Genomic DNA, 14,567 nt, shown 5'->3' on the forward strand with positions numbered 1-14,567 from the left:
TTGCATGCGATTGGCGTTTATCCGACCTTTCAGGATTTCTCGAAGACGTGAACAACAACAAGCCCCTTCTCACGCTGCGCCGCCTGGCGCTGGCCCTGGCGGTCAGTGCCGCCGCCACCCACAGCTACGCCGAAAGCATCCAGATCCCGGCCCAGTCCCTGGCCGCGGCCCTCAAGCAACTGGGCCAGCAGACCAGCCTGCAGCTGTTCTTCAGCCCTGAACTGGTGGCGGGCAAAGAGGCCCCGGCGGTGTCCGGCGACCTGGCCCCGGAGCAGGCCTTGCAGCAACTGTTGCAGGGCAGCGGGCTGACCTTCGAGCAGTCCGCCGACACCGTGGTGCTCAAGCCGGCCGCCACCGCCGGCACTCTCACCACCGGCAGCCTGGAGCTGGCGCCCACCGACGTGAAGGTGGTCGGTGACTGGCTGGGCGATGCGCAGCAGAGCGTGGTGCAGAACCACCCCGGCGCGCGCACCGTGGTGCGCCGCGAGGCGATGGTGGAGAAGGGCACGATGAACGTGCGCGATGCCTTGCGCGGTATCCCTGGCGTGCAGGTGCAGGACTCCAACGGCACCGGCGGCAGCGACCTGTCGCTCAACGTCGGCGTGCGTGGCCTGACTTCGCGCCTGTCGCCGCGCTCGACGGTGCTGATCGATGGCATCCCGGCGGCGTTCGCCCCATACGGCCAGCCGCAGTTGTCGATGGCGCCGATCTCTTCGGGCAACCTGGACAGCATCGATGTGGTGCGCGGCGCCGGGTCCGTGCGCTATGGGCCGCAGAACGTCGGCGGGGTGATCAACTTCGTCACCCGGGCGATCCCGGAAAAGGCCACCGGCGAGCTGTCCACCACCCTGGAAACCTCCCGTGACGGCGGCTGGAAGCACACCGAGTCGGCCTTCGTCGGCGGCACCGCCGACAACGGCCTGGGCGTGGCGTTGCTGTACAGCGGCGTCAACGGCAATGGCTATCGCGAAAGCAACAACGGCAACGACATCGACGATGTGATGCTCAAGACCCACTGGGCGCCGACCGATGTCGACGAGTTCTGGCTCAACTTTCATTACTACGATGGCCGCGCCGACATGCCCGGTGGCCTGACCCAGGCGCAGTACGACCAGAACCCCTTCCAGTCGGTGCGCGACTACGACTACTTCACTGGCCGGCGCAAGGACGTGTCGTTCAAGTGGCAGCGCCAGCTCGACGATGCTACCCAGTTCGAAGTGCTGACCTACTACACCGACAGCTTCCGCGGTAGCGCCATCGCCGCCCGCGACATGAAGACCCTGTCGTCATACCCGCGCAACTACCACACCTTCGCCATCGAGCCGCGGCTGTCGCGGATCTTCTTCGCCGGCCCCACCACCCAGGAGGTCAGCGTGGGTTACCGCTACCTCAAAGAGGCCATGCGCGAGCAGTCCACCCGCCTGGCCCTGGTGGACAACGTGCCGACCGTCACCCGCACTTCCGACGGCCATGTGTTCCAGGACCGCAGCGGCGGCACCGAGGCCAGCGCCTACTACATCGACGACAAGATCGACGTGGGCAACTGGACCATCACCCCGGGCATTCGCTTCGAACACATCAACACCGACTGGCGCGACCGCCCGGTGCTCGACGCCAACCGCCGGCCGACGCCGGAGAAAAATCGCAGCATCACCAGCAACGAACCGCTGCCGGCGCTGAGCGTGATGTACCACTTGTCCGATGCATGGAAGCTGTTCGCCAACTACGAGACGTCGTTTGGCAGCCTGCAGTACTTCCAGCTTGGCCAGGGTGGGACTGGCGACAACACCGCCAACGGCTTGGAGCCGGAGAAGGCCAAGACCTACGAAGTGGGCACGCGCTATGACGACGGTGGCTTTGCCGGTGAGCTGACGGCGTTCTACATCGACTTCGACGACGAGCTGCAGTACATCAGCAACGACATCGGCTGGACCAACCTGGGGGCCACCAAGCACCAGGGCATCGAGGCCTCGGCGCGTTATGACCTGGCTGGCCTCGACCCGCGCCTGGATGGGCTTTCGGTAAACGCCGGCTACACCTACACCCGTGCCACCTACGAAGGCGAGATCCCGGGCTTCAAGGGCCGCGACCTGCCGTTCTATTCGCGTCAGGTGGCCACTGCCGGGGTGCGCTACGAGGTCAACCGCTGGACCTGGAACCTCGATGCCTTCGCTCAATCCAAGCAGCGCGCGCCGGGGACCGGGATGAATGCCGACGGCAGCTTCAACGGCAACTACATCACCGAGCCGAGCGCCGATGGGCAGTATGGCGATATTCCGGGGTACGTGACCTGGCATGCGCGTGGGGGGTATGACTTCGGGCCGCAGCTGTCGAACCTCAAGCTGGCAGCGGGGGTGAAGAACCTCTTCGACAAGCAGTACTTCACCCGCTCCAGCGACAACAACGCCGGGATCTATGTGGGTGAGCCGCGCACATTCTATGTGCAGGCCAGTGTAGGGTTCTGACTGGCGTTACCTTCCTCGCGGGGCAAGCCCGCTCCCACGCAGATTTGAGATTGGCGTGGGAGCGGGCTTGCCCCGCGATGCATTTACAAGGCCACCGCCTCGGCCGGCGACACGATACTTGTCTTCGCCCCCCGCGAACGGCCCGAACTCAGGTACGCCGCAATCGACTCCTGTGTCACCTCGCCCAAGAACACCTGCTCGGCATCCAGCACCGGCAACCACGCCCGGTTGTACTCGTACATCCGCGACAGCAGGATGCGCAGGTGCTCGTCGTGTGCCGCCGTGGCATTGAACGGCCGCAGGAAGTCCCCGCAGGTGCCTTGCTGGCGATGCATGTCGCGCCGGCGCACATACCCCAGCGCCTTGTTCTGCGCATCGGTCACCACCACATAGCGCCGGTCGTGTTCATCCAGCAGCTCCAGCGCATCGGCCACCGTTGTTTCCGGGCTCACCGCCGGCGCGTTGTCCGCCGCATCTTCGGCACGCACCAGCAACAAGCGCTTGAGGGTGCTGTCCTGGCCGACGAAGTTGCTCACGAAATCATCCACCGGGTGTGCCAGCAGGGTGTCCGGGTGGTCCAGCTGCAACAGTTTGCCGGCACGGAAGATGGCGATCTTGTCGCCCAGCTTGATCGCCTCGTCGATGTCGTGGCTGACCATGATCACGGTCTTGTTCAGTGCCCGCTGCATCTCGAAGAACTCGTTCTGGATCATCTCGCGGTTGATCGGGTCGACCGCGCCGAACGGCTCGTCCATCAGCAGCACCGGGGCCTCGGCGGCCAGGGCGCGGATCACCCCGATGCGCTGCTGCTGGCCACCGGACAGCTCGCGCGGGTAGCGCTGCAGGTACTGCTTGGGCTCGAGCTTGATCATGCTCATCAGCTCGCGGGCGCGGTCGTGGCATTTCTGCTTGTCCCACCCCAGCAGGCGTGGCACCACGGTGATGTTCTCTTCGATGGTCATGTTGGGGAACAGGCCAATCTGCTGGATCACGTAGCCGATATGCCGGCGCAGGGTCACCTCGTCGAGATCGGTGGTGTCTTCGCCATTGATGAACACCTGGCCCGAAGTGGGGGTGATCAGGCGGTTGATCATCTTCAGCGTGGTGCTCTTGCCGCAGCCCGAGGGGCCGAGGAACACGCAGATCTCGCCCTCGTTGACGGTGAGGCTCACCGCATCGACGGCTTTGACGTCCTTGCCATTGGCGTGGAAGGTCTTGCTGAGGTTCTTCAGTTCGATCATGAGCGCAGTCCTTCTGGAGTCAGGGCACGTTGCAGGGTTTGCAGGAGCAGGTCGGCGACGATCGCCAGCAGGCTGACCAGCACGGCGCCGACCAGCAGCATCGACATGTCGCTGCGGCTGATGGAGGTGAGGATGAGTACGCCCAGGCCACCGGCGCCGATGGTGGCGGCGATGGTCATCACGCCGATGTTCATCACCACGGCGGTGCGCACACCGGCGAGGATCACCGGCACCGCGATGGGCAGCTCGACCATGCGCAGGCGCTGGCCGAAGGTCATGCCGATGCCGCGCGCGGCTTCACGGATACCGGGTTCGACATTGGTCAGGGCCAGGTAGGTGTTGCGCAGGATCGGCAGCAGTGAATAAAGGAACACCGCGGTGATCGCCGGCAGCGGCCCGAGGCCTTGGCCGAACTTCGAATAGAACGGCAGCAGCAGGCCGAACAGGGCGATCGACGGGATGGTCAGCAGTACCGTGGCGCTGGCTTGCAAGGGGCCTGCGAGCGATGGGAAGCGGGTCATCAGGATGCCCAGCGGCACACCGACGAGGATGGCCAGGCCCACGGCGATCCCTACCAGGGTGATGTGCTGGCCAGTCAGTTGCAGGACCTGGGCCCAGTCCAGGTGGGCGAAGGTATCGAGCAGGTTCATGGCGCTACCTCGCTTTGCAGTGGGTGCTCTTTGAGGAAGGTGGCGGCGACCACCGTCGGGCTCTGGTGCGCGACGTCAACCTTGGCATTGAGCTGGCGCATGGTCTCGTCATCCAGTTGCTCGGCCAGCGGCTTCAACAGCGTGGCCAGTTGCGGATGAGCGTCGAGCACGGCCTGGCGCAACACCGGGGCGGCGGTGTAGTCGGGGAAGTAGTGCTTGTCGTCTTCCAGCAGCTTGAGGTTGAACGCGCTCAGGCGGCCGTCGGTGGTGTAGACCAGGCCGGCGAACACCTGGTCGTTGCGCATGGCGGTGTACACCAGGCCGCCGTCCATTTGCCGGATGTTGCGCCGGTCCAGCGGCAGGCCGTACATCTCGCGCAGGCCCACCAGGCCGTCGGGGCGGTTGGCGAACTCGGTGTCCAGTGCCACCAGGTGCTGGCGATCATGTTCGTTGCGCAGCACCTGGTTGAGGTCGCTGATCGTGTTGATCTGCGGATAGGCCTCGGCGACCTGTTTGGGCAGGCCCAGGGCGTAGGTGTTGCTGAACTTCGATGGGGTCAGCCAGACCAGGCCCTTCTTCGCATCGAGTGCCTTGACCCGGGCGAAGGTGGCTGCAGCGTTGGGCATGCGTTCGTCGATATGGTTGTAGGACACCAGCGACACGCCGGTGTATTCCCACATCAGGTCGAGCTGGCCGGTCTCCTGGGCCTGGCGCGCGATATTGCTGCCAAGGCCGCTGGTCACGCGCACCTCGAAGCCGTTGGCACGCAGGTACTGGGCAGTGATTTCGGCGAGCACGGTCTGTTCGGTGAACACCCGGGCGCCGATGCGGATCAGCGGTTTTTCCGCGGCCTGGGCAAATCCTGCGCAGAGCAGGGCCGCGCCCAGGAGCAAGGCGATTGTCTTTCTCATAAATGTCCCTTCGTCAGTGGGCCAGGCCACGTTCCAGCCAGCGCTTGCTGGAGAAACTCACCAGCGCGTCCAGCGCCAGGGCCAGCAGCGCCGTGCAGGCGGCACCGAGCAATAGCTGCGGCTGGTTGTTCAGGGCGATGCCGGGGAAGATCAGGCTGCCCAGGCTGTTGGCGCCGATCAGGAACGCCAGGGGCGCGGTGCCCACGTTCAGCGCCAGGGCCACGCGCACACCGCCGACGATGATCGGCACGGCGTTGGGCAACTCGACCTGCCACAGCTGCTGGCGCGGGGTCATGCCGATGCCGGTGGCGGCTTCCTTGAGCGAGGCGGGGACGTTTTTCAGGCCCTCGTAGGTGTTGCGCACGATGGGCAGGAGGGAGGCGAGGAACAGCGCGAAGATCGCGGGGCCTGCGCCGATGCCCAGGACACTCAGGGCGATGGCCAGGACGGCCAGGGGGGGAATGGTGTTGCCAACGTTGAAAAACTGCATGAAGCGTTCGGCTTTGTCGACCCGCTGCGGTCGACTCAGGGCAATGCCGGCGGGGATGCCCACGGCCAACGCCGCCGCCATCGAAGCCAGCACCAGGACCAGGTGCGCTTGCAGGTAGAACCCAAGATCGTCGCGGTAGCGGGCGATCGTGTCGATGCCGATCCAGTGGACCAGCAGGGCCAGGATGACGAGCACGGCGGCCCATCCCAACAGCCCTTTTCCGTAGCGTGCAGCCACAGGCGGACTCCTTTTTGTCGTCGGCGCTCGCACCTCCGTGTGGCCGGCCATTCCTGGCGGCGGGCGGTGTGAACGCGAGTAGCAGCCCGATGCGCGGCATCAGGCCATGAGCCGAACCCCGTCAGGTTCGAGATGCAGGTGAAACCAGCCCTGAAGCGAAGCGGCTTGCAGGGGAGTGGACGTCTCCGGGGGCGTAAAGGTTCCCATCTGAGGCGGCATTTGGCCAGTGTTAATCACTAGGGTGTGGGAAATTTCGCGCGATAAAACAGCGCAAATATTACGTGGAGGCGTTGAAATTCCTGCTGTGGAGAGGTTTGTAGATTGGTTGGTGGGCAGCCAGGTGTAGGGCGAGAAAATAGCGGTGCTCTCAAGATCGAGCGCCGCCCGCGCGGCGCATCGCGGGCAAGCCCGCTCCCACATCTGTTTCGGGCCAGTTACTCCTGGCCCATCGCCACTGTCCGCCCTGTTTGTACGACGCGGTTTTTGCATGGACGCTACCCCCGCCCCACATGACTCAAGACATGCTCCAAGGCGAACAGTGGAGACCCCACAGGATGGATTGGCCCGAAACAGATGTGGGAGCTGGCTTGCCAGCGATGCGCCGCGCGGGCGGCGCTGGATCTCAAAGGCGCCACAGGATTTCCGGCATGCACCAGCAGATTTTGGCCACCGCCCCAACTTCAGGTATGATACCGCCCCATTTTTAATCCCCCAGTCAGGCGATTTCCCATGACCAACCAGGCCGCCGAAGTCGCGAAGCGCCGCACTTTCGCCATTATTTCCCACCCCGACGCCGGTAAGACCACCATCACCGAGAAGCTGTTGCTGATGGGCAAGGCAATCGCCGTCGCCGGTACCGTGAAGTCGCGCAAGTCCGACCGCCACGCCACCTCCGACTGGATGGAAATGGAGAAGCAGCGCGGCATCTCCATCACCACCTCGGTGATGCAGTTCCCCTACCGCGAGCACATGATCAACCTGCTCGACACCCCCGGCCACGAAGACTTCTCGGAAGACACCTACCGCACCCTGACCGCGGTGGACTCGGCGTTGATGGTGCTCGACGGCGGTAAAGGTGTAGAGCCACGCACCATCGCCTTGATGGACGTGTGCCGCCTGCGCGACACGCCCATCGTCAGCTTCATCAACAAACTCGACCGCGATATCCGCGACCCGATCGAACTGCTCGACGAAATCGAAGCGGTACTGAAGATCAAGGCCGCGCCGATCACCTGGCCGATTGGTTGCTACCGTGACTTCAAAGGCGTGTACCACCTGGCCGGCGACTACATCATCGTCTACACCCCAGGCCACGGCCACGAGCGTACCGCGGTGAAGATCATCGAGAAGCTCGACTCCGATGAAGCCCGCGCGCACCTGGGTGACGAATACGACCGTTTCCTCGAACAGCTCGAACTGGTGCAGGGCGCCTGCCATGAGTTCGACCAGGACGAGTTCATCAATGGCCAGCTCACCCCGGTGTTCTTCGGCACCGCACTGGGCAACTTCGGTGTCGACCATGTGCTCGACGCGGTGGTCGACTGGGCACCGCGCCCGCTGCCTCGGGTGGCCCATGAGCGGACCGTGGAACCGGTGGAAGAGAAGTTCTCGGGCTTCGTGTTCAAGATTCAGGCGAACATGGACCCGAAACACCGCGACCGCATCGCCTTCATGCGCATCTGCTCGGGCAAGTACGAGAAGGGCATGAAGATGCGCCATGTGCGCACCGGCAAGGACCTGCGCATCGGCGATGCGCTGACCTTCTTCTCCTCCGAACGCGAGCAGTTGGAGGAGGCCTACGCCGGCGACATCATCGGCCTGCACAACCACGGCACCATCCAGATCGGCGACACCTTCACCGAAGGCGAGGCGCTGGGCTTTACCGGTATCCCGCACTTTGCCCCGGAGCTGTTCCGCCGTGTGCGCCTGAAGGACCCGCTGAAATCCAAGCAGTTGCGCCAGGGCCTGCAACAGCTGGCCGAAGAGGGCGCGACCCAGGTGTTCTTCCCCGAGCGCAGCAACGACATCATCCTCGGTGCGGTCGGTGTGCTGCAGTTCGACGTGGTCGCCAGCCGCCTGAAGGAAGAGTACAAGGTCGAGTGCGCCTACGAGCCGATCACCGTGTGGTCGGCGCGTTGGATCAGCTGCGACGACAAGAAGAAGCTCGAGGAATTCCAGAACAAGGCCATGGAGAACCTGGCCATCGACGGTGGCGGTCACCTGACCTACCTGGCCCCTACCCGGGTCAACCTGTCGCTGATGGAAGAGCGCTGGCCGGATGTGAAATTCCGCGCGACCCGCGAGCATCACTGATCGCCTGAAGTGGGGCTGCTTTGCAGCCCTTTGCGGGCAAGCCCGCTCCCACAGGTACAGCGCTGATGTCAGAATCGGCGCTATTGCTGTGGGAGCGGGCTTGCCCGCGAAGGGCCGCAAGGCGGCCCCTTTCAGTTCCCGGCTTTGATACTGGTCCAGATGCGCGTCCTGATGCGGTCGATCTTCGCCGGCATCGCCTCCAGCGCATACAACTTGCCCATCACATCCTCGCTCGGGTAGATCATCGTGTTGGCTTTCATGGCCGGGTCCACCAGCGCATCGGCCTGCTGGTTGCCATTGGCGTACTGCACGAAATTGCTGATCCCCGCCATCACCTCAGGCTGCAACAGGTAGTTCATGTAGGCATACCCGGCCTTCTCGTCCGGTGCATCGGCCGGCATGGCGACCATGTCGAACCACATCGGCGCCCCTTCTTTCGGGATCGAATACCCAACCTTCACCCCGTTCTTCGCCTCTTCGGCGCGGTTCTTCGCTTGCAGCACGTCCCCCGAGAAACCCACCACCACGCAGATATCGCCATTGGCCAGGTCGCCGGTGTACTTCGAGGAGTGGAAGTAGCTGATGTACGGGCGCACCTTCATCAGCAGCGCCTTGGCTTTGTCGTAGTCGGCGGGGTTCTGGCTGTGCTGGGGCAGGCCAAGATAGTGCAGGGCGATCGGTAGCAGTTCCGGGCCGTTGTCCAGCACCGCGACGCCGCAGCTTTTCAGCTTGCTCATGTACTCGGGCTTGAAGATCAGGTCCCAGGAGTCGACCGGTGCGTTGTCGCCCAGCACCGCCTTGACCTTGTCGATGTTGTAGCCGATGCCGGTGCTGCCCCACAGGTAGGGGAAGCCGTACTGGTTGCCCGGGTCGTTCACCTCCAGTGCCTTGAGCAGCACCGGGTTGAGGTTCTTCCAGTTGGGCAGCTGCGACTTGTCCAGTTTCTTCAGCGCCTTGCCCTGGATCTGCCGGGCCATGAAGTGGTTGGACGGGAACACCACGTCGTAGCCGGAGTTGCCGGTCATCAGCTTGCCGTCGAGGGTTTCGTTGCTGTCGTAGACGTCGTAGGTCGGTGCGATGCCGGTGGCTTGCTGGAAGTTCTTCAGGGTGTCGGGGGCAACGTAGCTGGACCAGTTGTAGATCTTCACCGAGTCGGCGGCGCTGGCCACGCTGGCGGCCAGCATCAGGGGGGCGAGGAGGAACGTGCGCATGTCGGGGGTACCTTGCTTTGTCTGTTGTTATCGAAGGCAGGCGATCAGCGGATCAGAAGATGAGGACGTAGGTCTTGCGCACGGTCTCCTGGATATCCCAGGTGCCGAGGCTGTTGGCCGGTAGCATCAGGGCGTCTCCGGCTTCTATGGTCAGGGGCTCGCCACCGTCCGGGGTGAAGGTGCAGCGGCCCTTGATGAAATGGCAGAACTCCTGTTGCACGATCTGCCGCCGCCAGCGCCCCGGGGTGCATTCCCAGATGCCGGTCTCGACCCCGTCGCTGCGCTCGACGCAGGTGACCGAGGTGATCGCGACCGGTTCGCCGAGGGGCACGGCGACCGGGGTGGAGCTGTCCAGGATGGCGCTGTCGGTGTGCTTGAACTGGGTGATGCTCATGACCGGTGGATCCTGTGATGGTGGAGGGGAAGTCAGTGCATGAAGCCTTCCATGAAGTCGGCCAGCCCGCAGGCCAAGCGCCGCTGCCAGGGGGCGCTGGCCGGGCTGGCGAGGGTCCGGTCCTCGTGGACGAAACTCTGGATGATCGCGTTGTAGCCCAGCCAGCGGCAGGGTTCGGGCGGCCAGCTGGCCAGGCTCGACAGTGGGCGGTTGTCGTGTACCCAGGGCTGGGCGGTCAGTTCGCTGTGCTGGCCGAGGATCAGCGCGGCCAGGGTGCGGCCGCCCAGGTTGGTGGCGCCTACACCTTCGCCGCCGTAGCCGCCGGACAGGGCGATGCCGCGCTGGCGGTCGCAGAGCATGTGCGGGCGGAAACGCCGCGCCATGCCCAGGTTGCCGCCCCAGGAATGGGTGATGCGTACGTGCTTGAGCTGCGGGAACAGCTCGCCGAACAGGTAGCGGCGCAGTTCGATTTCGTTGGCGGTGAGGGTGAAGTCCTCACGCAAGCGGCCGCCGAAGCGATAGCCGCCACGGGCGCCGAACACCAGGCGGTTGTCGGCGCTGCGCTGGCCGTAGGTAACCTGGCGGCTGCTTTCGCTGAAGGCCTGGCCCTGGCTCAGGCCGATCTGTTCCCAGGTCGATTCGGGTAATGGCTCGGTGGCCACCAGCAGGCTCTGCACCGGCAACTGATGGCGCCCGAGCGGCGGCAGGCTGGCGGCATAGCCCTCTACGGCGGGGACGATCCAGTGGCTGCGGATGCGTGCCAGCGGCGTGCGAACTTCGCCGCTCCGCCAGTCGACGGCAGGGGAGTTTTCGTAGATCGGCACACCCAGGCTTTCCACCACCCGCGCCAGGCCCCGCACCAGCTTGGCCGGCTGGATGGTCGCGGTATGCGGGCTATGGATCGCGCCGTAGGGGTTGCTGATGCGCAGCTGTGCATCCAACTGCTCGGGGCGCAGCCAGCGGTAGTCGTCCTCGGTCATGCCCTGGCGGTACAAGTCGTCGAGCCAGGCGCGCAGGCTGCGCTCCTGCTCCGGGTAGCGGGCCGCGCAGTACAGCACGCCGCCCTTGCGGTAGTCACAGTCGATGCCTTCGCGCTGGAGCACGCCGTGGACTTCGTCGGGGATGCCGTGCAGCAGGTCGACGCTGGCGCGGCGCTGTTGCGGCGACAGGCTGGCGAGCAGACGGTCTTCACCCAGCAGGTTGCCCATCAGCCAGCCGCCGTTGCGCCCGGAGGCGCCGAAGCCGGCGATATTGGCCTCGATCACCGCGATGTTCAGTGTGGGGGCCTGGCGCTTGAGGTAGTAGGCGGTCCACAGCCCGGTGTAGCCGGCGCCGATGATGCACACATCGACATCCAGGTCTTCGCGCAGCGCCGGGCGCGCGCACAGCGGCTCGTCGAGCTGGTCCATCCACAGGCTGATCGTGCGCAGGGGTTGCATCGGGGCGGGCTCCACATCCGTCTTGGTCTGTGGGCGATCCTATTAGTGCGGCGCGATGGCTGTCTTACGTGCGTGCACGCAGGGAAATTTGCTTGAGGTAGGCCTTGGGTGACAGCCCGGTGTGCTCGCGGAAGCACTTGTAGAACGCTGACAGCGAGTTGAAGCCGGCGTTGAAGGCCAACTGGTCAATGGGCGCCTCGACGCTGCCGTCGTCCAGGCTGGTCATCAGGTGCTGCAGGCGCGCCTGGTTGACGTAGCGATAGAAGCTCTGGCCGAGCACCTGGTTGAGCAGGTAGGAGATCTGGTTGCGGCTGTAGCCGCTTTCGTCGGCCACCTGTTGCAGGTCAAGCTCCGGGTCCAGGTAGGGGCGCTGGTGGTTGAAGTAGTGCTCCAGGTCCTGGGCCATGGTCGACAGCTGGCGCGGCGACAGGCCCAGGCGGCTGGTGGCCGGGCGCGGGCCACCAGTTTGGTTGCCCTTGCCGTTCTGCCGCACCAGTGTGGCGTATTCGTTGATCCGCCAGATCAACCCGTCTTTGACAGTGATCGCCTCGCTGGACTGGAACGCCACCAGCCCGTCGCCACCCTGCACGGTGACCTGGTACTGGATGAACGCTGTGCAGCCGTCCACGCGAATGCGGTCGCTGTGGACGATGTCCTCGCCGGCCTCGTGGGGCAGGCAGGCGCGTACATAGTCGCGCAGCTCGTCATAGCCGAGCACGCGGTTCTGGAAGAAGTCGTGGTACTGGATGTCGGGGTGGTAGAGCGCCATCACCCCGTCGAGGTCGCGATGCTTCCAGCACAGGTGGTAGCGCATGACGGTGTCGGCGGTGAGCGGGGTTTGCCCAGGGCCGTCGGGGAGGATGGTGGAGGTCATGGGGGCGATAGTGCCTTGGCGTGGTTCAGGGTGACAAGGCCAGGTAGTGCATAACGCCCAGGGGGCAGGCGGTGATCCGGCATTTTGCACGGTGGATGAACGGGGCTTAACGGCTAAGGCCTTGTTTCATATGGATGTCATTTTTTGACACAACTGGCATGGGCGCTGCACGGACCTTGGTAGACCACGAACGAGGAGAAGCATCATGCGCTCGATACTGCTGTGGATGATTGGGGTGCCGATTCCGGTGATCATCCTGATCTGGTTCTTCATGCATTGAGATCCCCGGGGCCGCTTTGCGGCCCTTTCGCGACACAAGGCCGCTCCTACAGGTGATCGCATGTCCCTGTAGGAGCGGCCTTGTGTCGCGAAAGGGCTGCGAAGCAGCCCCAGCAATCTAAAGGCTAAAGAAACTGCTCAGCATAGTGGCAAGCAACCTGCCTGGTACCCACCTGCCTCAGCGCCGGCACCTCCTTGGCACACCGCTCGGTCGCATATGGGCAACGCTTGTGGAACGCGCACCCATCCGGCGGATTCAGCGGGTTGGGCAGCTCACCGGCAATGCGGATCTTCGGCTTCAACGGGTCCGGGTGGATCGCCGGTGTCGCCGACAGCAGCGCTTGCGTATACGGATGCAGGGGCTTCTCGTAGATATCCTCCTTCGGCCCCATTTCCGCCGGCCGGCCCAGGTACATCACCAGCACCTGGTCAGCCACATGGCGCACCACCGCCAGGTTGTGGGAGATGAACACGTAGGCGGTGTTGAACTCCTTCTGCAGGTCCATGAACAGGTTCAGCACCTGGGCCTGGATCGACACGTCCAGCGCAGACGTTGGTTCGTCCGCCACCAGCACCTTGGGTTGCAGCATCATCGCCCGGGCCAGGGCGATACGCTGGCGCTGGCCGCCGGAGAACATGTGCGGGTAGCGCTGGTAGTGCTCGGGGCGCAGGCCCACCTGCTCCATCATCTTCTGCACTTTCTCGCGGCGCTCGGCCTTGCTCAGCGAGGTGTTGATCAGCAGCGGTTCGGCCAGTTGGTCGCCGATCTTCTGCCGAGGGTTGAGCGAGGCGTAAGGGCTCTGGAACACCATCTGCACGTCGCGGCGCAGTTGCTTGCGCTGGTCCTTGCTGGCGCCTTTGACTTCATGCCCGGCAATCTGCAGCGAGCCGGACGACGGCTCTTCGATCAGCGTCAGGGCACGGGCCAGGGTGGACTTGCCGCAGCCGGACTCGCCCACCACGGCGAGGGTCTTGCCGGCCTCCAGTTCGAACGACACGCCATTGAGCGCACGCACCAGGGCGTGGCCCTTGAACAGGCCACGGGACACTTCGTAATGACGGGTCAGCTCACGGGCGGATAGAACGACGCTCATCACGCCACCTCCTGGTTCAGCGGGTAGAAGCAACGCACCAGGCTATGGGCCTGGGGATCGAGGGCCGGGCGCTGGCGGCGGCAGTTTTCCTGCACGTACGGGCAGCGTGGCGACAACAGGCAACCCTGAGGGCGGTCATAGCGGCCGGGGACGATGCCGGGCAGCGTGGCCAGGCGTTCGGCGCCGATGCTGTGCTCGGGGATCGCCGCCAGCAGGGCTTCGCTGTAGGGGTGGGCGGGGATGTCGAACAACTCCGGCACCTGGCCCACTTCCACGGCCTGGCCGGCATACATCACGCACACGCGTTTGGCGGTCTCGGCGACCACGGCCAGGTCGTGGGTGATCAGGATCAGCGCCATGTTGCGCTCTTTCTGCAGGTTGACCAGCAGCTCCATGATCTGCGCCTGGATGGTGACGTCCAGCGCGGTGGTGGGTTCGTCGGCGATCAGCAGCTTGGGTTCGCCGGCGATGGCCATGGCGATGGCCACGCGCTGGCTCATGCCGCCGGACAGCTGGTGCGGGTAGGCGTCGAGGCGGCTTTCGGCGGCCGGGATCTCGACCTTCTTCAACAGCTCCAGCGCCCGCTGGCGCGCGGCCTTGCCCTTGAGCCCGAGGTGCTGGCGCAGCACTTCCTCGATCTGGTAGCCGACCGTGTAGCTGGGGTTGAGCGCGGTCATCGGGTCCTGGAAGACCATGGCGATGTCCTTGCCCACCACCTTGCGCCGTTGCCGGCCGCTGAGCTTGAGCATGTCGGTGCCGTCGAACGTCAGATGGTCGGCGGTGATGCGCCCGGGGGCGTCGATCAGGCCCATCAGGGCCATCATGGTGACCGATTTGCCGGAGCCGGATTCGCCGACGATGGCGAGGATCTCGCCGGCCTCCACCGCAAGGTCGAGGCCATCGACGACCGGTACCGCATTGGCGTCGCCGAAGCGCACGTTCAGGTTGTTGATCTGCAACAGTGACATG

At 64.6% G+C, this 14,567-nt stretch carries 12 protein-coding genes; 2 read left to right on the top strand and 10 right to left on the bottom strand.

The features are described from left to right. Positions 1-47 precede the first annotated feature (47 nt). Positions 48-2,465 carry a TonB-dependent siderophore receptor gene (locus tag IX761_RS07595; RefSeq protein ID WP_194788992.1) on the top strand — a complete coding sequence of 806 codons (2,418 nt, stop codon included), beginning with the start codon at positions 48-50 and terminating at the stop codon, positions 2,463-2,465. Between the two features lie 83 nt (positions 2,466-2,548). On the opposite strand, the gene IX761_RS07600 is transcribed toward IX761_RS07595, so the two are convergent. From IX761_RS07600 to IX761_RS07615, 4 genes are read right to left on the bottom strand one after another with little or no spacing between them, the layout of a single operon-like run. Then, positions 2,549-3,706: a betaine/proline/choline family ABC transporter ATP-binding protein gene (locus tag IX761_RS07600; RefSeq protein WP_194788993.1), complete on the bottom strand. Its 1,158-nt coding sequence runs from the start codon at positions 3,704-3,706 to the stop codon at positions 2,549-2,551. After that, positions 3,703-4,356, bottom strand: coding sequence for an ABC transporter permease (locus IX761_RS07605; RefSeq protein ID WP_194788994.1), 654 nt, complete (start codon positions 4,354-4,356; stop codon positions 3,703-3,705). The genes IX761_RS07600 and IX761_RS07605 overlap by 4 nt, the downstream gene beginning before the upstream one ends. Further along, entirely contained in the window at positions 4,353-5,267 is a 915-nt protein-coding gene (locus IX761_RS07610; protein WP_194788995.1) for a glycine betaine ABC transporter substrate-binding protein, read from the bottom strand. The genes IX761_RS07605 and IX761_RS07610 overlap by 4 nt, the downstream gene beginning before the upstream one ends. Positions 5,268-5,280: 13 nt before the next feature. Then, on the bottom strand, positions 5,281-5,994 hold the full coding sequence (locus IX761_RS07615; protein WP_194788996.1) for an ABC transporter permease: 714 nt from the start codon (positions 5,992-5,994) through the stop codon (positions 5,281-5,283). 729 nt (positions 5,995-6,723) lie between these two features. On the opposite strand from IX761_RS07615, the gene IX761_RS07620 reads away from it, so the two are divergent. Beyond that, positions 6,724-8,307 carry a peptide chain release factor 3 gene (locus tag IX761_RS07620; protein ID WP_194788997.1) on the top strand — a complete coding sequence of 528 codons (1,584 nt, stop codon included), beginning with the start codon at positions 6,724-6,726 and terminating at the stop codon, positions 8,305-8,307. Positions 8,308-8,438: 131 nt separating this feature from the next. Here the strand turns inward: IX761_RS07620 and IX761_RS07625 are convergent, their stop codons facing one another. The 6 genes from IX761_RS07625 to IX761_RS07650 form a co-directional block, all read right to left on the bottom strand. Next, positions 8,439-9,518: a polyamine ABC transporter substrate-binding protein gene (locus IX761_RS07625; RefSeq protein WP_194788998.1), complete on the bottom strand. Its 1,080-nt coding sequence runs from the start codon at positions 9,516-9,518 to the stop codon at positions 8,439-8,441. Positions 9,519-9,570: 52 nt separating this feature from the next. Continuing rightward, complete coding sequence (locus tag IX761_RS07630; RefSeq protein ID WP_194788999.1) at positions 9,571-9,912, bottom strand: cupin domain-containing protein; 342 nt, start codon at positions 9,910-9,912, stop codon at positions 9,571-9,573. A 32-nt stretch (positions 9,913-9,944) separates the two neighbouring features. Beyond that, complete coding sequence (locus tag IX761_RS07635) at positions 9,945-11,351, bottom strand: NAD(P)/FAD-dependent oxidoreductase (protein WP_194789000.1); 1,407 nt, start codon at positions 11,349-11,351, stop codon at positions 9,945-9,947. A gap of 64 nt (positions 11,352-11,415) precedes the next feature. Beyond that, the gene (locus tag IX761_RS07640) at positions 11,416-12,225 is read right to left on the bottom strand and encodes a helix-turn-helix domain-containing protein (protein WP_194789001.1); all 810 of its coding nucleotides are present in this window, start codon (positions 12,223-12,225) and stop codon (positions 11,416-11,418) included. A 404-nt stretch (positions 12,226-12,629) separates the two neighbouring features. Beyond that, the gene (locus IX761_RS07645; RefSeq protein ID WP_194789002.1) at positions 12,630-13,598 is read right to left on the bottom strand and encodes a peptide ABC transporter ATP-binding protein; all 969 of its coding nucleotides are present in this window, start codon (positions 13,596-13,598) and stop codon (positions 12,630-12,632) included. After that, on the bottom strand, positions 13,598-14,566 hold the full coding sequence (locus IX761_RS07650; RefSeq protein WP_194789003.1) for an ABC transporter ATP-binding protein: 969 nt from the start codon (positions 14,564-14,566) through the stop codon (positions 13,598-13,600). Before IX761_RS07650 ends, IX761_RS07645 begins: the two co-directional genes overlap by 1 nt. Between the last annotated feature and the right edge of the window lies 1 nt (position 14,567).

Source organism: Pseudomonas sp. UFMG81, assembly GCF_015354575.1.
Classification (GTDB): Bacteria; Pseudomonadota; Gammaproteobacteria; order Pseudomonadales; family Pseudomonadaceae; genus Aquipseudomonas.